Here is a 21816-nt window from a genome sequence, read left to right on the forward strand (position 1 = left end):
ATCCATTTCCCGGGACACCGCTCCGTTGGTCCGGCAGGACTGCCATCGTCATGACACGGCCATCGTCATGACACGACAGCGGAGAAAATGACACGGAGCCTGAGAACCTACAACCGTGTAGGGAGCCGATTCTTCTGACCAACCTCGATGCTGTGAGCTGGAGTTCCAGCTCTCGTCCAAGTTGATGCCACCGGCAAATCGTCCAAGTGGCTTGACCATTCCGCAGCCGCATCGGGGTTTCCCAGCGTTGATGGAGACAGTCTCCGATCGGGGAGTCCGCCCGGGAGGCTCTGGCATGATCTCCATTCATGGGTGATTGGTTCGTGCAGGCAAACCACGGCGTGCGGTTCGAGTGGGGGCCAGTCGCCGCGGAACTTCTTGCGCAGGACACCGCCTGTCTTGTCGTCGTCGACGTGTTGTCGTTCACGACGTCGGTGACGGTTGCGGTCGAGGAGGGGACTCAGGTTTTCCCCTATCGCTGGCGTGACGAGACCGCTGAGACTTTCGCTGACGAGGTGGGGGCCCATCTGGCCGTGGGGCGGAGCATGGCCAGCGAGACGTCACCGTGGTCGTTGTCACCAGCTGCGCTGCGACGTGCTCCTTTCGCTCCGCGGCTGGTGCTCCCGTCGCCTAATGGATCCACCATCGCCGCCGCGGCCGGGGAGGCGACGGTAGTCGCTGGGGCACTGAGGAACGCAGCTGCTGTCGGCCGATGGCTGGCAGATCGAGGTTATGGAACGGCCGAGCAACCTGTACTGGTGATTGCCTCGGGTGAGCGCTGGCCCGACGGCAGTCTCAGGCCCGCCCTCGAAGACCTCCTCGGCGCTGGATCAGTGATCGCCGCACTGCGCCGATTCGGCCGGAGCAACCTCTCGCCGGAGGCGGCAACCGCGGCCGCGGTTTTCGACAGCGTGACGGACGTGGGCGCCACTGTCGCGGCCTGTGCATCGGGCCAAGAACTCATCAGCAGCGGTTATGCAGACGATGTCGCCATCGCGACAGAGCTAGACGCTTGCGATGTCGTCCCCGTCCTCGTCGAGGGAGCGTTCGTTGCCACTGTCTAGGCGGGGAGTCGTCACCTAGCCTTCCGCAGTCTGCAGTTCGGGCAGGACGTCGGCGAGAGCCTGGATTGCTTCAAGGACCTGTTCGCCGATCTCGGTCAGCCTCATGGCGTGCTTCCTCTGCGCTCGGTGGAAGAGCTGTGCCCCGAGGTCACGCTCAAGCCGATTGATCTGCTCATCAAGGACCCCGTCCGTACGCCGTACCTGCACCAGTACGGTGCCGACCTCACGATCCACGCTGTACCCCCGCGATCCAGGCGGGTCAGCTGTGCCCGCCAGACCTCCGTCTGACGCGAGTACGCTCTCCGGCAGACGGCACGGGATGCAGGAAGAAGCCCCAACCACCGCTTGGGGTGGCTAGGTTGGCGTGGAGTTGTCCAGGTCCGACGACCATTCCGTCAGACGGTGGTCACACCAATCTGGAATATGGCGTCAGAAATTGGACGCTACAAAACCGGGGGATCAGGTCTGGGCCATGTCCACGAAGCGGGAGTAGTGGCCCTGGAACGCGACCGTGATCGTGGCCGTCGGGCCGTTTCGGTGCTTGGCCACGATCAGATCGGCCTCGCCCGCACGCGGGGACTCCTTCTCATAGGCGTCCTCACGGTGCAGCAGGATGACCATGTCGGCGTCCTGCTCGATGGAGCCGGACTCTCGCAGGTCGGAGACCATCGGCTTCTTGTCGGTGCGCTGCTCGGGACCACGGTTGAGCTGGGAGAGCGCGATGACCGGGATCTCCAGCTCCTTCGCGAGCAGCTTGAGGTTACGGGACATGTCCGAGACCTCCTGCTGACGGCTCTCGGCGCGCTTGGAGCCGCCGGACTGCATCAGCTGGAGGTAGTCGATGACGACCAGCTTCAGGTCGTTGCGCTGCTTCAGCCTCCGGCACTTGGCGCGGATCTCCATCATCGACAGGTTCGGGGAGTCGTCGATGTAGAGCGGTGCAGCCGAGACGTCCGGCATGCGGCGGGCGAGCCGGGTCCAGTCCTCGTCGGTCATCGTGCCGGACCGCATGTGGTGCAGGGCGACCCGGGCCTCGGCGGACAGCAGACGCATCGCGATCTCGTTGCGGCCCATTTCGAGCGAGAAGATGACGCTCGGGAGATTGTTCTTGATCGAGGCGGCCCGCGCGAAGTCCAGGGCGAGGGTCGACTTACCCATGGCGGGTCGGGCCGCGATGACGATCATCTGGCCCGGGTGCAGACCGTTCGTCAGCGAGTCGAAGTCGGTGAAGCCCGTGGGCACGCCCGTCATCTCGCCGCTTCGTGAGCCGATCGCCTCGATCTCGTCGAGGGCGCCTTCCATGATGTCGCCGAGCGGCAGATAGTCCTCGCTGGTGCGCTGCTCGGTGACGGCGTAGATCTCGGCCTGGGCGCGGTTGACGATCTCGTCCACATCGCCGTCGGCCGCGTATCCCATCTGCGTAATGCGTGTACCGGCTTCTACCAGGCGACGCAGGACGGCCCGCTCGTGGACGATCTCCGCGTAGTACTCGGCGTTGGCGGCCGTCGGCACGGTCTGGACAAGGCTGTGCAGATACGCGGCGCCGCCGACCTTGTTGATCTCGCCGCGCTTGGTGAGTTCCGCGGCGATGGTGATGGGGTCGGCCGGCTCACCCTTGGCGTAGACGTCCAGGATCGCCTGGTAGATCGTCTCGTGCGCGGGCTTGTAGAAGTCGTGGCCCTTGAGGATCTCGACGACATCGGCGATGGCGTCCTTGGACAGCAGCATGCCGCCCAGCACCGACTGCTCGGCGTCCAGGTCCTGCGGCGGCACCCGCTCGAAGGACGACCCCCCGGCGTCCCAGCCGCCGTTCTCCCGGCCCCGGTCGTGTTGTTCGTCACGACCCCGGCCACCGTCGCTCCGCCGACGGGAGGCCGGCAGACGATCGCTGGGTCCGCTGTCGGCCCACGGATCGTCCAAGGGCTCGGAAATGCTCACCGAGGCACCTCCTCCCGTCCGCACAGCGGACCTCGCCGTGTCCTCTTTTGTACGGCACGACACTGACAAATAAGAGGCCCAACTCCGGTTCGCACGCGTCGGATGTGCGACGGTTCCAAGGCCGCGGGAAAGACGCTTCCCGGGGCCGGGAAAGGAGTGGGCGCCGCACCACGGTAGGCCCGTCGGCACCGTCAGCCAATCTGGTTATCCACAGGCCATGTGGACGACCGCCCCGATGCTGTGGAGAACTCGCCGAAACCTGTGCACGACGCGGTGGACAGCCCTGTGAACAAGCCCTCGATCCACCTCAGGAGACGCCGGTGACCTGCGCTTTTACCGTCCACCGGCTGTGCAGAAGAAAAACTTTCCCAGTCGGACCAAGATCACTTCGAACGGTACCCGAAAGGACACGACCCAAGAAGTGAAGTAAGGGGCAATGCCCAGTTGCATCTCTTACCTGTGGACGGTTAGATTACTGCTCATGACACAGGCTCCCGCGATACCGAAGGCCACCCGTCGGCGGCACGACCGAGAGATCGTCGCGCTGGCCATCCCGGCCTTCGGAGCCCTCATCGCCGAGCCTCTCTTCGTGATGGCGGACAGTGCGATCGTCGGCCACCTCGGCACCGCGCAACTCGCCGGCCTCGGCGTCGCCTCGGCCCTCCTCACCACCGCCGTGAGCGTCTTCGTCTTCCTTGCCTACGCCACCACAGCCGCCGTGGCCCGCCGCGTCGGCGCCGGTGATCTCCAGGCGGCCATCCGGCAGGGCATGGACGGCATCTGGCTGGCACTGCTGCTCGGCATCGCCGTCATCGCCGTCGTCCTTCCGCTGGCCCCCGGCATCGTGGACCTCATCGGCGCCTCCACAACCGCGGCCCCCTATGCCACGACGTATCTGCGCATCTCCTCGCTGGGTATCCCGGCCATGCTCATCGTCCTCGCCGCGACGGGGGTGCTGCGCGGCCTGCAGGACACCCGGACCCCGCTCTACGTCGCCGTCGCCGGCTTCATCGCCAACGGCGTACTCAACGGAGGACTCGTCTACGGTGCCGGACTGGGCATCGCCGGTTCGGCATGGGGCACGGTCATCGCACAGTGCGGCATGGCAGCCGTCTATCTGACCGTCGTCGTGCGCGGTGCCCACCGGCACGGCGCTTCCCTCCGCCCGGACGCCGCCGGAATCCGAGCCTCGGCCCAGGCCGGCGTTCCCCTCCTGGTCCGCACACTGTCCCTGCGGGCGATCCTCATGATCGCCACGGCGGTCGCGGCACGTCTCGGTGACGCCGACATCGCCGCCCACCAGATCATTCTGTCCCTGTGGAGCCTGCTGGCTTTCGCTCTCGACGCGATTGCGATCGCGGGTCAGGCGATCATCGGCCGCTACCTCGGCGCGAACGATACCCGGAGCGCGCGCGAGGCCTGCCGCCGCATGGTTCAGTGGGGCATTGCGACCGGTGTCGCACTCGGCCTGCTCGTGGTGGCCGCCCGACCACTCTTCCTGCCGCTGTTCACCAGCGACTCGGTGGTCAAAGGCGCGGCGCTGCCCGCACTGCTGATGGTGGCGCTGTCGCAGCCCATCTGCGGGATCGTCTTCGTCCTGGACGGCGTCCTGATGGGCGCGGGCGATGGGCCGTACCTTGCCTGGGCCATGGTCGTCACCCTGGCGGTGTTCGCACCCGTGGCTCTGCTCGTCCCCACGTTCGGCGGCGGCCTCACTGCCCTCTGGACAGCGATGACGCTGATGATGACCATCCGCATGCTGTCCCTATGGCTGCGCACTCGCTCCGGCCACTGGATCGTGACGGGCGCGACCCGCTGACCGTTTCACGTGAAACACGCCGCTGCCCCCCGGCCATGGTGCCCCGGCTATAGGGAAAGGGGCCGCATCCTGTACGGGTGCGGCCCCTTTCACCTGCTCAAGCGAGCGCGGCGATCACGCCGAGATGACCTCGATGTTGACCTTGGCGGCAACCTCGGGGTGCAGACGCACGGACGTCTCGTGGGCGCCCAGGGTCTTGATCGGAGCGGACAGCTCGATGCGGCGCTTGTCGACCTCGGGGCCACCGGAAGCCTTGATCGCGGAAGCGATGTCGGCCGGGGTGACGGAACCGAAGAGACGACCGGCGTCGCCGGAGCGGACGGCCAGACGGACCTTCACGCCCTCGAGCTGGCCCTTGACCTGGTTGGCCTGCTCGATGGTCTGGATCTCGTGGATCTTGCGAGCACGACGGATCTGCTCGACGTCCTTCTCGCCACCCTTGGTCCAGCGGATAGCGAACTTCCGCGGGATCAGGTAGTTGCGAGCGTAACCGTCCTTGACGTCGACGACGTCGCCGGCGGCACCGAGGCCAGAGACCTCGTGGGTGAGGATGATCTTCATGAGTCGGTCACCCTTCCCTTAGCGCGCGGTGGACGTGTAGGGCAGCAGCGCCATCTCACGGCTGTTCTTGACGGCCGTGGCGACGTCACGCTGGTGCTGCGTGCAGTTGCCGGTCACGCGGCGGGCACGGATCTTGCCGCGGTCGGAAATGAACTTCCGCAGCATGTTCGTGTCCTTGTAGTCCACGTACGTGACCTTGTCCTTGCAGAAAGCGCAGACCTTCTTCTTCGGCTTGCGCACAGGCGGCTTCGCCATGGTGTATCTCCTGTGTGATCAAGAAGTTGGGGTACGACCCCACCCTCGGCCCGAAGGCTTAGAAGGGGGGCTCGTCCGAGTAGCCGCCACCGCCGCCGGAGCCTCCGCCCCAGCCGCCGGCACCCTGGTTGCCACCGGCGGGAGCGCCGGTCGCCCACGGGTCGTCGGCCGGAGCGCCGCCGCCCTGCTGGCCGCCACCGGGGCTTCCGCCCCAGCCGCCGCCCTGCTGGCCGCCGCCACCGCCGCCGTAACCGCCCTGGCCACCGCGAGCACCACCGGCGGTCTTGGTGACCTTGGCCGTGGCGTTGCGCAGGCTGGGGCCGACTTCCTCGACGTCCAGCTCGTAGACCGTGCGCTTGACGCCCTCACGGTCCTCGTAGGACCGCTGCTTCAGCCGGCCCTGCACGATGACGCGCATGCCTCGCTGGAGCGACTCGGCGACGTTCTCCGCCGCCTGGCGCCAGACCGAGCAGGTCAGAAAGAGGCTCTCGCCGTCCTTCCACTCGTTCGTCTGGCGGTCGAAGGTGCGGGGAGTGGACGCGACGCGGAACTTCGCGACCGCCGCACCGGACGGGGTGAAGCGCAGCTCGGGGTCGTCGACAAGATTGCCGATGACCGTGATGACGGTCTCGCCTGCCATGGGGAACCTCTCGGCGGGTTTGCTGCTCTGGCTGCTTGGTTGCTGCTACTCGAATCCCGGGATCAGCTGAGCGGAAGAGCTCAGTGGGTCTCGGGGCGGAGGACCTTGGTCCGGAGGATCGACTCGTTCAGGTTCATCTGGCGGTCGAGCTCCTTGACGACCGCAGGCTCGGCCTGCAGGTCGATGACCGAGTAGATGCCCTCGGGCTTCTTCTTGATCTCGTAGGCGAGACGACGACGGCCCCAGGTGTCGACCTTCTCAACCTTGCCGCCACCGTCACGGACGACGGACAGGAAGTTCTCGATCAGCGGGGAGACAGCACGCTCCTCGAGATCGGGGTCGAGGATGACCATCACCTCGTAGTGACGCATGTGGAACCCACCTCCTTTGGACTCAGCGGCCACGGTCGTTCCGTGGCAGGAGGGTTGTGATGCGTACGCAACGGTATCGGCCGCCACTGACAATCGGGGTTCCCCTGGGGGTCCCGCAGCATGGCTCCAGTACGACTGGCAGGCCTGGGCAGACACCGGTGCAGAGGGTACAGACTACCCGCACACCCGCTTCCGGTTGAAATCCGGCCCTGAGGGCCGTCAATCTGTACACGTCGGGTGTGTACGGCGCTACGATGCGCCGCCTTCCGCAGGAGGTGCCCTATGGCACAGGCATTGCAGCCCAATACCGCCGGATCTCTCTTCGCCACGGACGGCAAACCCCATCCGCTCCAGGACGCCCTCATGGCGGTGACGCTGTTCCTGGGCCTGCTGTCCTTCATCACGTCGTTCTTCCACAGCCTTCATCTACTGACGTCCTGGGCCGGTCTGGTGGGGCTCGTCGTCGGCGTGTACGGGCAGTGGATCTCGGTGACCACGCGGGAGCGCTTCGGTCTGATCCTGGGTCTCGGTGCCGCGGGGGTCGGTTTCCTGATCGGCATGGCACACGGCGGACTGTTCGGCGGGCTCATCGGGGGCTAAGGCCCGTACGCACAGTCGGGGCGCTCACAAGGCGCAGTAGGCTTCGGCGCGAGAGCCGGAGCCCCTGTACCCATGGGGACACACCAGCCCGAGGAGCGCCCCGACATGAGCCTGACCCTGAGGACCATCAGCCGCGAGCAACATCTGGCCTACATCCAGAGCCTGCCGGCGGCGAGCCACATGCAGGTCCCGGCCTGGGCCGATGTCAAGGCGGAGTGGCGTTCGGAGAGCCTCGGCTGGTTCGACGACCGCACCGGCGAGATGGTCGGCGCGGGCCTGGTCCTCTACCGCCAGCTGCCCAAGATCAAGCGCTATCTCGCCTATCTTCCCGAAGGCCCCGTCATCAACTGGTTCGCGCCGAACCTGGACGACTGGATCCAGCCGATGCTGGCGCATCTGAAGCAGCAGGGTGCCTTCTCGGTGAAGATGGGTCCGCCGGTGATCATCCGGCGCTGGAACGCCGAGACCATCAAGAAGGGCATCCAGGACCCGGACATCAAGCGCCTGCGCGACCTGGAGGCCGACTTCATCGAGCCGCGCGCCTTCGAGGTGGCCGACAAGCTGCGCCGTATGGGCTGGCAGCAGGGTGAGGACGGCGGCGCCGGCTTCGGTGACGTGCAGCCCCGCTATGTCTTCCAGGTGCCGCTCGCCAACCGCTCCCTGGAAGAGGTCCACAAGAACTTCAACCAGCTGTGGCGCCGCAACATCAAGAAGGCCGAGAAGGCGGGCGTCGAGGTCGTCCAGGGCGGCTACCAGGACCTTCCCGAGTGGCAGCGGCTGTACGAGATCACGGCCGTGCGCGACCACTTCCGGCCCCGCCCGCTGTCGTACTTCCAGCGCATGTGGACGGCCCTCAACACCGAGGACCCCAACCGCATGCGGCTGTACTTCGCGCGCCACAATGGCGTGAACCTGTCCGCCGCGACGATGCTGATCGTCGGCGGGCACGTCTGGTACTCCTACGGGGCCTCCGACAACATCGGCCGCGAGGTCCGGCCCTCGAACGCGATGCAGTGGCGGATGCTGCGCGACGCCTACGCGCTCGGCGGCACCGTCTACGACCTGCGCGGCATCTCCGACTCGCTGGACGAGACGGACCACCTGTTCGGCCTGATCCAGTTCAAGGTCGGTACGGGCGGACAGGCCGCCGAATACCTCGGCGAGTGGGACTTCCCGCTGAACAAGTTGCTCCACAAGGCGCTCGACATCTACATGTCGCGCCGCTGAGCAGCGGGTGTTTGATTCCATAGCCTTCGCAGCTTTCCCCCCTCTGATACACCGCAGCCACGAGAAAGGTCCCGGGTCCGGCCATGGCGCTCACGCTTTACGTCGACACCGCGCGCTGGCGGGCGCACCACAAGCACGTGCAGGAGCAGTTCCCGGGTCTCGTCCCGGTCTGCAAGGGCAACGGCTACGGTTTCGGGCACGAGCGGCTGGCGGAGGAGGCCACGCGGCTCGGTGCGGACATGCTCGCCGTCGGCACGACCTACGAGGCCGCGCGCATCAAGGACTTCTTCGGCGGTGACCTGCTGGTGCTGACGCCGTACCGGCGCGGCGAGGAGCCCGTGCCGCTGCCCGACCGGGTGGTCCGCTCGGTGTCGTCGGTCGACGGCGTGTACGGCCTCGTCGGTGCCCGCGTCGTCATCGAGGTGATGTCCTCGATGAAGCGGCACGGGATCAGCGAGCAGGACCTGCCGCAGCTGCACCAGGCCATAGAGAACGTCCGCCTGGAGGGCTTCGCCATCCATCTGCCGCTGGACCGCACCGACGGCTCGGACGCCGTCGAGGAGGTCATCGGCTGGATGGACCGGCTGCGCGCGGCCCGGCTGCCGCTGCACACGATGTTCGTCAGCCACCTCAAGGCCGATGAACTCGCCCGACTCCAGCAGCAGTTCCCGCAGACCCGGTTCCGTGCCCGCATCGGCACGCGGTTGTGGCTGGGGGACCACGAGGCGACCGAGTACCGCGGTGCCGTCCTCGATGTCACGCGTGTGGCCAAGGGCGACCGGTTCGGCTACCGGCAGCAGAAGGCGGCCTCGGACGGCTTCCTGGTGGTCGTGGCGGGCGGTACGTCGCACGGGGTGGGCCTGGAGGCCCCGAAGGCCCTGCACGGCGTCATGCCGCGGGCCAAGGGCGTCGCGCGAGCCGGCCTCGCCACGGTCAACCGGAACCTCTCTCCGTTCGTCTGGGGCGGCAAGCAGCGTTGGTTCGCCGAGCCGCCGCACATGCAGGTGTCGATTCTGTTCGTGCCGTCGGACGCCCCGGAGCCCAAGGTCGGCGACGAGTTGGTGGCCCATCTGCGGCACACCACCACCCAGTTCGACCGCATCGTGGACCGCTAGGCCGGCACAGGCAACGCGGTACCGGGAAAGCGGGAAGGCCGTGCACGCATCACGCGTGTACGGCCTTCTCCATGGCCGGCCCAGGGGCCGTTCGCTCAGAGCGAACGATCGTCGTGAGACAACGGTTCAGGCCTGCCCCAGTCCACCTGAGGGCCGTCGAAGTGGGCGGCATGCCGCGGAGGATGGGCCGCCGCGCCGAGCACGAAGACGTCCTCCGCGCCGTCGAGGACCCCTCCCGAGGGGTCGTCGTCGCCCGAACGGCGCACCACATCGCGCTCCGGCATGAGGACGTCCCGTACGACGACGGCGCACAGGTACAGCGTGCCCACCAGGTGCAGCACGATCGCCCAGTGGTAGCCGTGCGTCGGCAGACCCTTGTGGGCGTCTCCGCTGGTCGTGTAGGCGAGGTACATCCAGATGCCCAGGAAGTACGCCACCTCACACGCCTGCCAGATCAGGAAGTCCCGCCACTTGGGCCGGGCCAGGGCCGCCAGCGGCACCAGCCACAGGACGTACTGCGGGGAGTAGACCTTGTTGGTGAGGATGAAGGCCGCCACCATCAGGAAGGCCAGCTGGGCGAAGCGCGGCCGGCGCGGGGCGGTGAACGTCAGCGCGCCGATGCCGAGGAAGCACAGCACCACCAGCACCGAGGCCATGGTGTTCACGAAGTCGATGGTGGGCGGGTGACTCGAGTTCTGCGCCCAGATCAGCCAGAAGGACCCGAAGTCGACGCCCCGCTCCTTGCTGAAGGTGTAGAACTTCGCCCAGCCCTCACGGATGTGGAAGCCCGTCGCGTCGTGCGTGAGCATCACCGGCAGGTTCACCGCAAGCCAGGCGGCCACCGTGCCGCCCACGGCCTGGAAGAACTCCCGCCATTTGCCGGCCCGCCAGCACAGCAGGAGCAGCGGGCCGAGCAGGAAGACCGGATAGAGCTTGGCGGCCGTGGCCAGACCCAGCAGGATGCCGAAGGCGAGCGCCCGGCCCCGTGACCACATGAGCATCGCGGCGGCGGTGAGGGCGACCGCGAAGAGGTCCCAGTTGATGGTGGCGGTCAGCGCGAAGGCGGGCGCGAGGGCGACCAGCAGGCCGTCCCAGGGGCGTCGGCGGTGGGTGCGGGCCACGCATACGGCGATGACGGCCGCGCACACCATCAGCATCGCGGCGTTGACGAACCAGTACCACTGCTCCTGGTGCTGGATGCTGCCGCTGTGCGGGGTCAGCCAGGAGGCCACCTCCATGAACACTCCGGTCAGCACCGGGTACTCGAGGTAGTCCATGTCGCCCGGGAGCTTGTCGAAGTACGGCACGAGATGGTCGGCGAAACCACGCCCCTGGTAGAGGTGCGGGATGTCCGAATAGCAGGCGTGGGTGTACTGGCTGCTCGCGCCGAAGAACCAGGCGCCGTCGTAGCAGGGCGCCTTCTGGACCAGCCCGAGGGCGAACATGCCGATCGCCACGAGGGCGACGACCCGTACCGGCGTCCACCAGGAGGTCCCGAGCAGGGCACGCCGCCCGAGGGGGCCCCCGATCAGCTCACTGCCGGCCGCGGCGACCTCGTCCTCCCTGGTCGGCTGCACCGGTTCTGCCGGGGCGTGCCGCACGGGCTCGGGCTCGTGCACGCTCGGGGGCGTCATCTCTGCACTGGGCATGGGCCACATCCTGCCGTACCTGTCTAGGAATACACCGAGGGCCGCCGCACCTCATCGGTGCGGCGGCCCATGTTTCACGTGAAACACTCGCGGCGGACCATAAGGCCGCCAATCGGTCAGATCCGGCGTTCAGCCGGTCTGACCTCCGAAGATGCCCCCGTTGCCGTTGCCTCGTGTGTTGCCGGTGTCGGACGTGTCCGTGACTGTGGGTGTCGGAGAGGTGCCTCCGTCGGTGCCGCCCGTATCCAAGCCGCCGTCGCCGTTACCACCGTTGTCACCGTCGCACTTGTTGCCCCACCCGAGCTGGCAGGTCTCGCTCGGTGTCGGGGACGGGGAGGTGGTCGTCACACTGGGCGTCGGGCTGGGCGAGTCGCTGGGCGTCGGGCTCGGCGTAATGGTGACGGACGGAGTCGGGGAGGGGGCCCCCGCCTCGTCCTGGATCTTGCCGATCTCGTTGGCCTCCGGGAAGCCAGGGTCGGACTTCCCCTTGAGTGCGGCCTTCATGTACTCGGTCCACACCAGGGTCGGGATGTCACCACCATGGATGGAGTCCTTGCCCGCCGTGCCGTTCATGGAGAGCAGCTTGTGGTCCTTGGGGTTCTCACGGAACATCGCCACCGAGGTCGACAGCTGCTGGGTGTAGCCGACGAACCAGGCCGACTTGTTCTTGTCGGTGGTACCCGTCTTGCCCGCCGCAGTACGACCGAGGACCTTGGCGTTGTAACCCGTACCGTTCTGGATCACGTTCTGCAGAACATCCGTGACGTTGTTGGCGATGTTCGGGTCCATCGCCTCCTTGGTGGTGCGCTTGGGCTTGATGAAGCTGGGCGCGTCACCGCCATTGACCTTGACGGCGGTCACGGAGTACGGCTCCGCCTGCTTGCCGGACGCGGCGAACGTGGCGTAGGCGTCCGCCATCCGGATCGCACTGGGTGTGGACGTACCGATGGCGAAGGACGGGTTGAGGTCCTGCGACATGCTCTGCTGGAGGATGCCGGCCGACCTGGCCACGTCCCGGACGTGCGTCATACCCACGTCGACACCGAGCTGCACGAACGGCGTGTTGATGGACTGCTCCATCGCCTTGCGCAGCGTGATGTAGCCCCAGGGGCGCGTACTCTCGTTCTTCTGATAGAAGGGCGAGTTGTCCTTGTTGAGGTAGAACGACCCATCCGGCTTGTAGACCTTGAGGTGATCGTTGCCGTTGTACTTGCTCAGCGGCGACACACCCTCGCCGGCCGACTTGTACGTTCCGTACTCCATGGCCGCGGCCAGCACGAAGGGCTTCCACGTCGAACCGACAGGGACACCGGAGGTGTCGGCGTTGTTGGTGAAGTGCCCGTTCTCGTATCCGTCACCGCCGTAGAGGGCGACGATCGCGCCATCGTTGGGCACCACCGAGGCCGCTCCGAACTGGACGTATTTGTCCAGGTCGCGCTTCGGGTCGAGGCGCGACTTCTGGACGTTCTTCACGGCCTTGGCCAGCGCGTTGACCTTGTCCTTCTGGAACGTCGTGTAGATCTGGTAGCCGCCCCGGTCGAACTGCGCCTCCGTGATGTCGGAGTGGGCGAGGACGTACTTCTTCGCCGTGTCGGCCAGATAGCTGATCTGGCCGGTCATTCCCTTGGTCGCCTTGCGGCCGTCGGGCACGGGGTACTTCGCGGTGGCTTCCTGGTACTCGGCGTCGGTGAGGTACTTGTCCTTGTGCATCTCGCCGAGGATCCAGGACCAGCGATCCTTCGAGCGCTTGGTGTTGGCCTCCTGGGTCGCCGACTTGTCGAGGTCCGCGTTTCCGGCCGGGTCGTAGTACGTCGGACCCTTGAGCAGGGCCGCGAGGACGGCGCACTCGCTCGGCTTGAGGTCGACCGCGTTCTTGCCGTAGTAGGTCTGTGCCGCCGCCTGGATGCCGTACGCGCCCCGGCCGAAGTAGGAGGTGTTCAGGTAGCCCTGCAGAATCGTGTTCTTGTCGAGCTTCGTGCCCACCTTTATGGAGATGAACATCTCCTTGAACTTGCGGGTGAGGGTCTGGTCCTGGCTGAGGTACGTGTTCTTCACGTACTGCTGGGTGATCGTCGAGCCGCCCTGCGTCTGACCGCCCCGCGCCATGTTGAGCACCGCACGCGCGATACCCATGGGATCGACACCGGAGTCCTTGTAGAAGGACTTGTTCTCGGCGGAGATCACCGCGTAGCGCATCGCTTCGGGGATCTGGTCGATGTTGACGTTCTGCCGGTTGACGCCCGTGCCCGTGGCCACCATCTGCGTGTGGTCGGCCCAGTAGTAGACGTTGTTCTGGGACTTGGCCGCGATGTTCTCGTTGGGGACCTGCACCATGGCGAAACCGATGCCGGCGATCGCCACCAGGCTGCCGACGAAGCCGATACACAGGCCGGAGACGAGCTTCCAGGAGGGCACCCATCGGCGCCAGCCGTACTTGCCAGCCCGGGGGTAGTCGATGAACCGCTTCCTGGCCGGTACTGCCGCCGCGCGGCCCCTGCCTCGCGGATCGGTCGGGCCGACCGGACCACCGCGACGGCCGCCCGAGCCTGCGTTGTCGGCCACTCTGCGTCGACCGGCCTTCTGCGCCGCCCGGCGGGCCTCGGCACGGCCACCGTAGGAGCGCTCTTCACCTCCCGATCCGTAGGAGTCCGACCCATAGGAGTCGGCAGGAGATCCGGTGGCGCCTCGCGGTGCCGCACGGCGGCCGGAGGACGAGCCGGGCTGGCCGCGTCGGGCCGCGGCACGTCCGCCTCCCTGCGGCTGCGGCGGTTTGCGACGGTGCTCGCTCATCGAACGATTACTCCTCGGGCAGGCGCACCCGTGCGCGCCTGGAACGGCGGCTGTTTTCCGGTCCCCCCGAAGTACGGATGTGGTCGGTTCTGCATTCACCCGTACTGCACCGGGGACGACGACGCTCCCCAGGCGCCACGTGGTTCCCGGTGGTGTGCATGCCGCACAGACTACGCACCACCAAAACCCGCCGAGCACCGAAGTTCACCCCAAAACAGGCAACTTGCCTCCTGCGAATCGGTGATGTGATCCCGTTCACCGCCTTCCCTCTTGTCGCTTACGGAAGGCCGTTCTATCGTCGTGATGTATCGAGTCGATACATCAGCGCGAGATAAGGCCGCTGGAAGGCACTGCGAGGCCTGCGGGATCGCCCTGCGGGACGAGGGGAGGCGACGATGAGCCGGCGCTCCGGCATCCTTGAGTTCGCCGTACTCGGCCTGCTCCGCGAGTCCCCGATGCACGGCTATGAGCTGCGCAAACGACTCAACACGTCACTGGGTGTGTTCCGTGCGTTCAGCTACGGGACCCTGTACCCCTGCCTCAAGACGCTGGTCGCCAACGGCTGGTTGATCGAGGAACCGGGCAGCACCCATGAGGACGCCCTCGCCGCTCCCCTCGCCGGTCGCCGCGCCAAGATCGTCTACCGGCTGACGGCGGAAGGTAAGGAGCACTTCGAGGAGCTGCTCTCGCAGACCGGCCCCGACGCGTACGAGGACGAGCACTTCGCCGCACGTTTCGCCTTCTTCGGGCAGACGTCGCGCGATGTGCGCATGCGCGTCCTGGAGGGCCGGCGCAGCCGCCTGGAGGAGCGCCTGGAGAAGATGCGCGCCTCCCTGGCGCGCACCCGGGAGCGCCTCGACGACTACACACTTGAGCTTCAGCGCCACGGGATGGAGTCCGTGGAGCGCGAAGTGCGCTGGCTGAACGAGCTCATCGAGAGCGAGCGGGCCGGACGGGACCTCAAGGATTCCGCCTCCGGGGAGTCCGCTCAGCAGAACACCACATTTGGAGCGACGGGCGGCCTGCCCCGCCCCGGGGACGCCCCCGGGGCGGATACGCCCGACGACACCGCCACGTGAGCGCCCAGTCAGGGCCTCACTCGTACACACAGGGAGCAACCGGAATGGGTTCGGTTCGCGTAGCCATCGTCGGCGTGGGCAACTGCGCGGCATCGCTGGTGCAGGGAGTCGAGTACTACAAGGACGCCGATGCGGCGGCCAAGGTCCCCGGCCTGATGCACGTGCAGTTCGGTGACTACCACGTGCGCGACATCGAGTTCGTCGCCGCGTTCGACGTCGACGCCAAGAAGGTCGGCCTCGACCTCGCGGACGCGATCGGCGCCTCCGAGAACAACACCATCAAGATCTGCGACGTGCCCAGCACCGGTGTCACCGTGCAGCGCGGCCACACCCTCGACGGTCTGGGTAAGTACTACCGCGAGACCATCGAGGAGTCCGACGCCGAGCCGGTCGACATCGTCCAGATCCTGAAGGACAAGCAGGTCGACGTCCTGGTCTGCTACCTCCCCGTGGGCTCCGAGGACGCCGCGAAGTTCTACGCCCAGGCCGCCATCGACGCCAAGGTCGCCTTCGTCAACGCCCTCCCGGTCTTCATCGCCGGCACCAAGGAGTGGGCGGACAAGTTCACCGAGGCGGGCGTCCCGATCGTCGGCGACGACATCAAGTCCCAGGTCGGCGCCACCATCACGCACCGCGTCATGGCGAAGCTGTTCGAGGACCGCGGTGTCATCCTCGACCGCACGATGCAGCTGAACGTCGGCGGCAACATGGACTTCAAGAACATGCTCGAGCGTGACCGCCTGGAGTCCAAGAAGATCTCCAAGACGCAGGCCGTCACCTCCCAGATCCCCGACCGGGACCTCGGCGAGAAGAACGTCCACATCGGCCCGTCCGACTACGTGGCCTGGCTGGACGACCGCAAGTGGGCCTACGTCCGCCTCGAGGGCCGCGCCTTCGGTGACGTCCCGCTGAACCTGGAGTACAAGCTCGAGGTCTGGGACTCGCCGAACTCCGCGGGTGTCATCATCGATGCCCTGCGCGCCGCGAAGATCGCCAAGGACCGCGGCATCGGTGGCCCGATCCTGTCGGCGTCCTCCTACTTCATGAAGTCCCCGCCGGTCCAGTACTTCGACGACGAGGCCCGCGAGAACGTCGAGAAGTTCATCCGCGGCGAGGTCGAGCGCTAAAGCGCGGAGAGCCGTCGCTCGCACGAGAACGCTCCTGCCAGGGCCGTGAAGATCCCCGGGTTTCTGACCCGGGGATCTTCCGCGTGTGTGAGGGTGTGATCCATGCCCGTCGTCCGTGACCTGCGCGTCCTGTTGGGCCTGCGGAACTTCCGGCGTCTGCTGTCCGTCCGCCTCCTGTCCCAGGGCGCCGACGGCGTCTACCAGGTCGCGCTCGCCGCGTACGTCGTCTTCTCCCCGGAGAAGCAGACATCGGCCACCGCGATCGCCTCGGCGATGGCGGTCCTGCTGCTCCCCTACTCGCTGGTCGGCCCGTTCGCGGGCGTTCTACTGGACCGCTGGCGGCGCCGGCAGGTCTTCGTGTACGGCAATCTCCTGCGCGCCCTGCTGGCCGCGGCCACAGCCGCCCTGATGATCAGCCACGTCCCGGACTGGCTCTTCTACGTCTCCGCGCTGTGCGTCACAGCCGTCAACCGCTTCATCCTCGCCGGTCTGTCCGCCGCCCTGCCCCGGGTGACCGACACCGAACGCCTGGTGCTGGCCAACTCCCTGTCCCCGACGGCCGGAACGCTCGCCGCGACCGCCGGCGGCGGTCTCGCCTTCCTCGTACGGCTCGTGGCATCGGGATCCGACGCCGCGGTGGTGCTCCTGGGCGCGTTCCTGTATCTGTGTGCGGGCCTCGCATCTCTCAGCATGGCTTCCGCGCTCCTCGGCCCCGACCGGCAGCCGTCACGGCCGCACCTGGGCGACGCGCTCGCCGGCACCGCACGCGATCTGCTCGCGGCCGTCCGCCACCTCGCCTCGCCGCGCCGCAGGGAAGCGGCCTGGGCGCTGGCCGCGATGACGTTGATGCGCTTCTGCTACGGCGCGCTCCTCGTCCTGCTGCTCATGCTGTGCCGCTACGCCCTCTCCAGCAGCGCCGAGGAGGGACTCCGGCTACTGGGAACAGCACTGGCATTGTCCGGTGCCGGATTCTTCGCGGCGGCCATGGTGACCCCATGGGCCGCGGGACGTCTCGGGCCCGGCCGCTGGATCCTGGTGTGCTCCGGCATGGCCGCAGTGCTGGAACCCGCCCTCGGCCTCCCGTTCGCCACCGGGCCGCTTCTCGCCGCGGCCTTCGTTCTGGGCCTGATCACCCAGGGCGCCAAGATCGCCACGGACACGATCGTGCAGGCCGCTGTCGATGACGGCTTCCGCGGCCGCATCTTCTCCGTGTACGACGTCCTCTTCAACGTGGCGTTCGTCGGCGCGGCAGGAGTCGCGGCCCTGATGCTTCCGCCGGATGGCCGCTCGGCCCTACTGGTGGTACTGGTCGCCGTGATCTACGGCGGGGTCACCGCGATGCTGACTCACTTCGAGCGACGGTGAGCCGACAAGAAACGAGGGGCGATGTTTCACGTGAAACCTCGCCCCTCGGCGCTGCCGGTACGGGCAGGTGTTTCACGTGAAACATCGCCCGATCCCGGATCGGCTCAGCTCTGCCCGGCCCACCATTCCTTGAGAGCCGCGACCGCACCATCGTGCTCCATGGGACCGTTCTCCAGGCGCAGCTCCAGCATGTACTGGTACGCCTTGCCGACGACTGGTCCCGGGCCAACACCCAGGATCTCCATGATCTGGTTGCCGTCGAGGTCCGGGCGGATCGAGTCCAGCTCCTCCTGCTCCTGAAGCTGGGCGATGCGCTCCTCCAAGCCGTCGTAGGCCCGGGACAGCGCGGCTGCCTTCCGCTTGTTGCGCGTGGTGCAGTCGGAGCGGGTCAGCTTGTGCAGGCGGTCCAGCAGTGGGCCTGCGTCACGGACGTAGCGTCGGACCGCCGAGTCCGTCCACTCTCCGGTGCCGTAACCGTGGAAGCGCAGGTGAAGTTCGACGAGCCGTGAGACGTCCTTCACCAGCTCGTTGGAGTACTTCAAAGCGGTCATGCGCTTCTTGGTCATCTTGGCGCCGACCACCTCGTGGTGATGGAACGAGACCCGGCCGTCCTTCTCGAAGCGGCGCGTGCGCGGCTTGCCGATGTCGTGCAGCAGGGCGGCCAGCCGGAGCGTAAGGTCCGCGCCGGCCTCCTCCAGCGCGATGGCCTGCTCCAGGACGATCAGCGTGTGCTCGTAGACGTCCTTGTGCCGGTGGTGCTCGTCACTTTCCAGACGCAGCGCCGGCAGCTCGGGCAGCACATGATCAGCGAGCCCGGTCTCGACGAGCAGGGTCAGCCCCTTACGCGGCTGCGTGGAGACGATCAGTTTGTTCAGCTCGTCCCGCACCCGCTCAGCAGAAACGATCTCGATACGCCCGGCCATATCCGTCATGGCGGCGACGACCTCGGGCGCGACCTCGAAGTCCAGCTGGGCGGCGAACCGTGCGGCCCGCATCATGCGCAGGGGGTCGTCCGAGAACGACTCCTCGGGCGTGCCCGGCGTGCGCAGGACACGCGCCGCGAGGTCCTCCAGGCCACCGTGGGGGTCGATGAACTCCTTCTCCGGCAGCGCCACGGCCATGGCGTTGACCGTGAAGTCGCGGCGGACCAGGTCCTCCTCGATGGAGTCGCCGTACGACACCTCGGGCTTGCGTGAGGTGCGGTCGTATGCCTCCGACCGGTAGGTGGTGATCTCGATCTGGAAGTGCCAGTCAGTGTCTCCGACACGGGCGCTCTTGTGCGCGCCGACGGTGCCGAAGGCGATCCCCACCTCCCAGACGGCGTCCGCCCAGGGCCGGACGATCTTCAGTACGTCCTCGGGGCGGGCGTCGGTGGTGAAGTCCAGGTCGTTGCCGAGCCGGCCGAGCAGCGCGTCGCGGACCGATCCGCCGACCAGAGCGAGGGAGAACCCGGCCTCCTGGAATCGGCGGGCGAGATCGTCGGCGACGGGGGCCACCCGCAGCAGCTCGGCGACCGCGCGCTGCTGCGCCTGGCTCAGGGCAGAGGGAGTGTCTTCGTTGGGGTTCGGCACAACAGAAGAGGGTACGTGCCCCGCCCGGCCACAGGCGCCTCCATTAGGGGCCGCGGACAGCTCCCGGCATACCCGCGCAAGCAATGCTCTTACGGCGTACTGCCGCTCTCCACTCGATACTGGATATAGAGGACGGGTCACCGTTGTCCTTCGATCTTGTGGAGGAGACCGCGGCACTTCCCCTCAGTGCACATCGTTACCATGCGTGGACGCACATTTCGACGACCACTGACGACGACGAGGGACGGGCGAGCGCGTGGCCGAGGCGGCTGACTTCCAGGGGACCAGTGCCTCACCTGCCCGCCGGTGGCTCCGGCGCACCGGGGCCCTGCTCGCCGGTGCGCCCCTGCTGGCCGGTCTGCTTCAGCTGCCCGCCGCGGGCCCCGCTCAGGCCGCGTCCTCGGACACGGTGTCCGTATCCCTGGACTCGCTCAGCCCCACCGCCCCCAGCGACGGGGACACGCTGACCGTCTCCGGCACGGTGATCAACAACGGCAAGCAGAGCGTCACCGGCGCTCATGTGGGCCTGCGGGTGGGCCCACTGCTGAACACCCGCTCGGCCATCGACGCCGTCGCCAGGCACTCCGACGAGCTGCACGGTGGAATCGGCTCCGAGGTCGGCGGCAAGTACGTGGAGAAGTTCGCCAAGCTGTCCCCGGGCGTCGCCGAGCACTTCACCATCTCGGTCCCCGTCGACAAGCTCGACCTCGACGAGGACGGCGTCTACGAGTTCGGTGTCTCCCTGTCCGGCCAGACCTCGGCCCGGCCCTGGGAGCAGGTCCTCGGCATCCAGCGGACATTCCTGCCGTGGCAGCCCTCCGAGGCCGACACGAAGACCAGGACGACGTTCCTGTGGCCGCTGCTCTCCACGGTCCACATGACGGCCAAGACGGGCGCCGGCGACCTGCAGACGCCGGTGTTCCTCGACGACGACCTGGCCAAGGAACTCGCGCCGGGCGGCCGGCTGGCGCAGATGGTGGACCTGGGTAAGGACCTGGACGTCACGTGGGTGATCGATCCGGACCTGCTGGCCTCCGTGGACGCGATGGCGACGGGAAACTACCGGCTCCAGGGCGACGGAGGCACCACCACGCCCGGATCCCGGGAACATCAGGCGCTCGCCAAGCAGTGGCTGGTGAACCTGCAGAAGGCCGTGACGGGCAAGGAGGTCGTCGCGTTGCCCTTCGCCGACCCGGACCTGGCGTCCCTCGCACACAACGGCACCAGGGTCACCGGTTCGCTCAGCCACCTCAAGGACGCCACCGACGTCGCCGCCACCACCGTCAGGACCGTGCTCCACGTCACTCCGGACACCGACTTCGCCTGGCCCGTGGACGGGGCGGTGGATCCTTCGATCATGAAGGTCGCGACCTCCGCCGGAGCCGACCGGGTGATCGCACGCAGCGACAGCCTCCAGGAGACCGCCGGGTTGTCGTACACGCCCTCCGCCGCACGCCCGGTCGGCGGAGGCACCACCGCGGTGGTTGCGGACGCCCGGCTGTCCACGGCCTTCGAGGGCGATCTGACGAAGGCGGGCTCGGCCACGCTCGCCGTGCAGCAGTTCCTGGCCCAGAGCCTCGAGGTGAACGCTCAGACCGACGAGCAGCGCAGCATCGTCGTGGCCCCCCAGCGCGTGCCCACGGCGAGCCAGGCACAGACGATGGCGGCGGCCCTGAAGACGCTCCAGGCAGGCACCTGGACCCAGTCCCAGACCCTCACCGCGGCGGCCAAGGCCAAGCCCGATCCCAACGCCACCACTCGGGTCCCGTCGACGTCCGCCTACCCCTCCTCATTGCGCAGGCAGGAGCTGCCGACGTCGGCCTTCGGGCAGATCGCGCGCACCCAGGACAAGCTCGACAACTTCCAGGTGATCCTCTCCGACCAGTCCCGCGTGGTCACTCCGTTCGGGCGGGCCATAAACCGCGAGATGTCCACGTCGTGGCGCGGCCGGACCAGGGACGCGGACGGCTACCGGGGCGGCGTGGAGGCGTGGCTCGACGACCTGGCCCACCAGGTGAAGCTGATCGACAAGTCGGAGACCAAGCTCTCCGGCCGCAGCGCCACCATCCCGGTGACCGTCCAGAACAACCTCGTCCAGCCCGTCGGCCATCTGGTCCTGCGCCTCACCTCGACCATGCCGACCCGTCTGAAGATCGGCGGCAAGGCCTACGACGAGCAGCCCGTGGAGGTCTCCGGCGGGCACAGCCAGTCCGTGAAGTTCACCACCTCGGCCAACGCCAACGGCCGGGTCACGGTCATCGCCCAGCTGTACACCGAGGACGGCCAGGAGTACGGCTCACCCGTCAGCTTCGATGTGAAGGTCACCGAGGTCACGCCTACCGTGATGCTGGTCATCGGCGGCGGTGTGCTCCTCCTCGTGCTCGCCGGCTTCCGCATGTACACCCAGCGCAAGCGCGCGGCCGGCCGCAGGGCCGAGGAGGACGGCCCCGACACGGCGGCGGAGGACACCGACGAACCCGGGAACCCCGAGGCACCTGGTGACCGTCTCCCGGAAGAGTCCGACTCCGCCTCCGGGGCAGACGACCCGGAGCAGCCGAGTGACCCTGCACCGGACACCGCACCGGAAAGCACCGACCCGTCCGGGACGGGTGAGAGAGTGGACCGTTGAGCGATGTCGTGGCCGG

The 21816-nt window shown here is 67.4% G+C and carries 19 protein-coding genes; 10 read left to right on the top strand and 9 right to left on the bottom strand.

Annotated features, from left to right (window positions below):
* Positions 1 to 308 precede the first annotated feature (308 nt).
* Complete coding sequence (locus ABZ079_RS06700; RefSeq protein WP_356938314.1) at positions 309 to 1064, top strand: 2-phosphosulfolactate phosphatase; 756 nt, start codon at positions 309 to 311, stop codon at positions 1062 to 1064.
* Positions 1065 to 1079: 15 nt separating this feature from the next.
* Here the strand turns inward: ABZ079_RS06700 and ABZ079_RS06705 are convergent, their stop codons facing one another.
* Positions 1080 to 1232: a LysR family transcriptional regulator gene (locus ABZ079_RS06705; protein WP_356938584.1), complete on the bottom strand. Its 153-nt coding sequence runs from the start codon at positions 1230 to 1232 to the stop codon at positions 1080 to 1082.
* Here ABZ079_RS06705 and ABZ079_RS06710 point away from each other — a divergent pair.
* Entirely contained in the window at positions 1173 to 1352 is a 180-nt protein-coding gene (locus ABZ079_RS06710) for a hypothetical protein (protein ID WP_356938595.1), read from the top strand. The two genes, ABZ079_RS06705 and ABZ079_RS06710, sit on opposite strands and share 60 nt — an antisense overlap.
* Before the next feature lie 171 nt (positions 1353 to 1523).
* Here the strand turns inward: ABZ079_RS06710 and dnaB are convergent, their stop codons facing one another.
* Complete coding sequence (gene dnaB / locus ABZ079_RS06715; RefSeq protein ID WP_356938315.1) at positions 1524 to 3002, bottom strand: replicative DNA helicase; 1479 nt, start codon at positions 3000 to 3002, stop codon at positions 1524 to 1526.
* A gap of 481 nt (positions 3003 to 3483) precedes the next feature.
* On the opposite strand from dnaB, the gene ABZ079_RS06720 reads away from it, so the two are divergent.
* Entirely contained in the window at positions 3484 to 4821 is a 1338-nt protein-coding gene (locus ABZ079_RS06720) for an MATE family efflux transporter (RefSeq protein WP_356938316.1), read from the top strand.
* A gap of 114 nt (positions 4822 to 4935) precedes the next feature.
* Here the strand turns inward: ABZ079_RS06720 and rplI are convergent, their stop codons facing one another.
* From rplI to rpsF, 4 genes are all read right to left on the bottom strand, one after another.
* Positions 4936 to 5382, bottom strand: coding sequence for a 50S ribosomal protein L9 (gene rplI, locus ABZ079_RS06725; RefSeq protein ID WP_356938317.1), 447 nt, complete (start codon positions 5380 to 5382; stop codon positions 4936 to 4938).
* An 18-nt stretch (positions 5383 to 5400) separates the two neighbouring features.
* Entirely contained in the window at positions 5401 to 5637 is a 237-nt protein-coding gene (gene rpsR / locus ABZ079_RS06730; protein WP_003949403.1) for a 30S ribosomal protein S18, read from the bottom strand.
* Positions 5638 to 5695: 58 nt separating this feature from the next.
* Positions 5696 to 6277 (bottom strand): single-stranded DNA-binding protein, encoded by a 582-nt coding sequence (locus ABZ079_RS06735; protein ID WP_356938318.1) that lies wholly within the window; start codon positions 6275 to 6277, stop codon positions 5696 to 5698.
* 80 nt (positions 6278 to 6357) lie between these two features.
* On the bottom strand, positions 6358 to 6648 hold the full coding sequence (rpsF, locus tag ABZ079_RS06740) for a 30S ribosomal protein S6 (protein ID WP_030344396.1): 291 nt from the start codon (positions 6646 to 6648) through the stop codon (positions 6358 to 6360).
* Positions 6649 to 6930: 282 nt separating this feature from the next.
* Here rpsF and ABZ079_RS06745 point away from each other — a divergent pair, with 282 nt between their 5' ends.
* From ABZ079_RS06745 to ABZ079_RS06755, 3 genes are all read left to right on the top strand, one after another.
* Entirely contained in the window at positions 6931 to 7248 is a 318-nt protein-coding gene (locus tag ABZ079_RS06745; RefSeq protein ID WP_356938319.1) for a hypothetical protein, read from the top strand.
* Between the two features lie 105 nt (positions 7249 to 7353).
* Entirely contained in the window at positions 7354 to 8475 is a 1122-nt protein-coding gene (femX, locus tag ABZ079_RS06750; protein ID WP_356938320.1) for a peptidoglycan bridge formation glycyltransferase FemX, read from the top strand.
* Positions 8476 to 8558: 83 nt separating this feature from the next.
* Positions 8559 to 9590 carry an alanine racemase gene (locus ABZ079_RS06755; RefSeq protein ID WP_356938321.1) on the top strand — a complete coding sequence of 344 codons (1032 nt, stop codon included), beginning with the start codon at positions 8559 to 8561 and terminating at the stop codon, positions 9588 to 9590.
* Positions 9591 to 9685: 95 nt separating this feature from the next.
* Here the strand turns inward: ABZ079_RS06755 and ABZ079_RS06760 are convergent, their stop codons facing one another.
* Both ABZ079_RS06760 and ABZ079_RS06765 read right to left on the bottom strand, forming a co-directional pair.
* Positions 9686 to 11239: a glycosyltransferase 87 family protein gene (locus tag ABZ079_RS06760; protein ID WP_356938322.1), complete on the bottom strand. Its 1554-nt coding sequence runs from the start codon at positions 11237 to 11239 to the stop codon at positions 9686 to 9688.
* A 129-nt stretch (positions 11240 to 11368) separates the two neighbouring features.
* Positions 11369 to 13654 (bottom strand): transglycosylase domain-containing protein, encoded by a 2286-nt coding sequence (locus ABZ079_RS06765; protein ID WP_356938323.1) that lies wholly within the window; start codon positions 13652 to 13654, stop codon positions 11369 to 11371.
* Positions 13655 to 14424: 770 nt separating this feature from the next.
* Here ABZ079_RS06765 and ABZ079_RS06770 point away from each other — a divergent pair.
* From ABZ079_RS06770 to ABZ079_RS06780, 3 genes are all read left to right on the top strand, one after another.
* On the top strand, positions 14425 to 15108 hold the full coding sequence (locus ABZ079_RS06770; RefSeq protein ID WP_356938324.1) for a PadR family transcriptional regulator: 684 nt from the start codon (positions 14425 to 14427) through the stop codon (positions 15106 to 15108).
* 44 nt (positions 15109 to 15152) lie between these two features.
* Positions 15153 to 16235 carry an inositol-3-phosphate synthase gene (locus tag ABZ079_RS06775; protein WP_356938325.1) on the top strand — a complete coding sequence of 361 codons (1083 nt, stop codon included), beginning with the start codon at positions 15153 to 15155 and terminating at the stop codon, positions 16233 to 16235.
* Positions 16236 to 16337: 102 nt separating this feature from the next.
* On the top strand, positions 16338 to 17600 hold the full coding sequence (locus ABZ079_RS06780; protein WP_356938326.1) for an MFS transporter: 1263 nt from the start codon (positions 16338 to 16340) through the stop codon (positions 17598 to 17600).
* Positions 17601 to 17704: 104 nt separating this feature from the next.
* On the opposite strand, the gene ABZ079_RS06785 is transcribed toward ABZ079_RS06780, so the two are convergent.
* Positions 17705 to 19171 carry a CCA tRNA nucleotidyltransferase gene (locus ABZ079_RS06785; protein ID WP_356938327.1) on the bottom strand — a complete coding sequence of 489 codons (1467 nt, stop codon included), beginning with the start codon at positions 19169 to 19171 and terminating at the stop codon, positions 17705 to 17707.
* Between the two features lie 256 nt (positions 19172 to 19427).
* Between ABZ079_RS06785 and ABZ079_RS06790 the strand changes: the two genes are divergently transcribed.
* Positions 19428 to 21800 (top strand): DUF6049 family protein, encoded by a 2373-nt coding sequence (locus ABZ079_RS06790; protein ID WP_356938328.1) that lies wholly within the window; start codon positions 19428 to 19430, stop codon positions 21798 to 21800.
* The last annotated feature ends 16 nt before the right edge of the window (positions 21801 to 21816 follow it).

This window comes from Streptomyces sp. NPDC006314 (genome assembly GCF_040613075.1).
Lineage (GTDB): Bacteria > Actinomycetota > Actinomycetes > Streptomycetales > Streptomycetaceae > Streptomyces.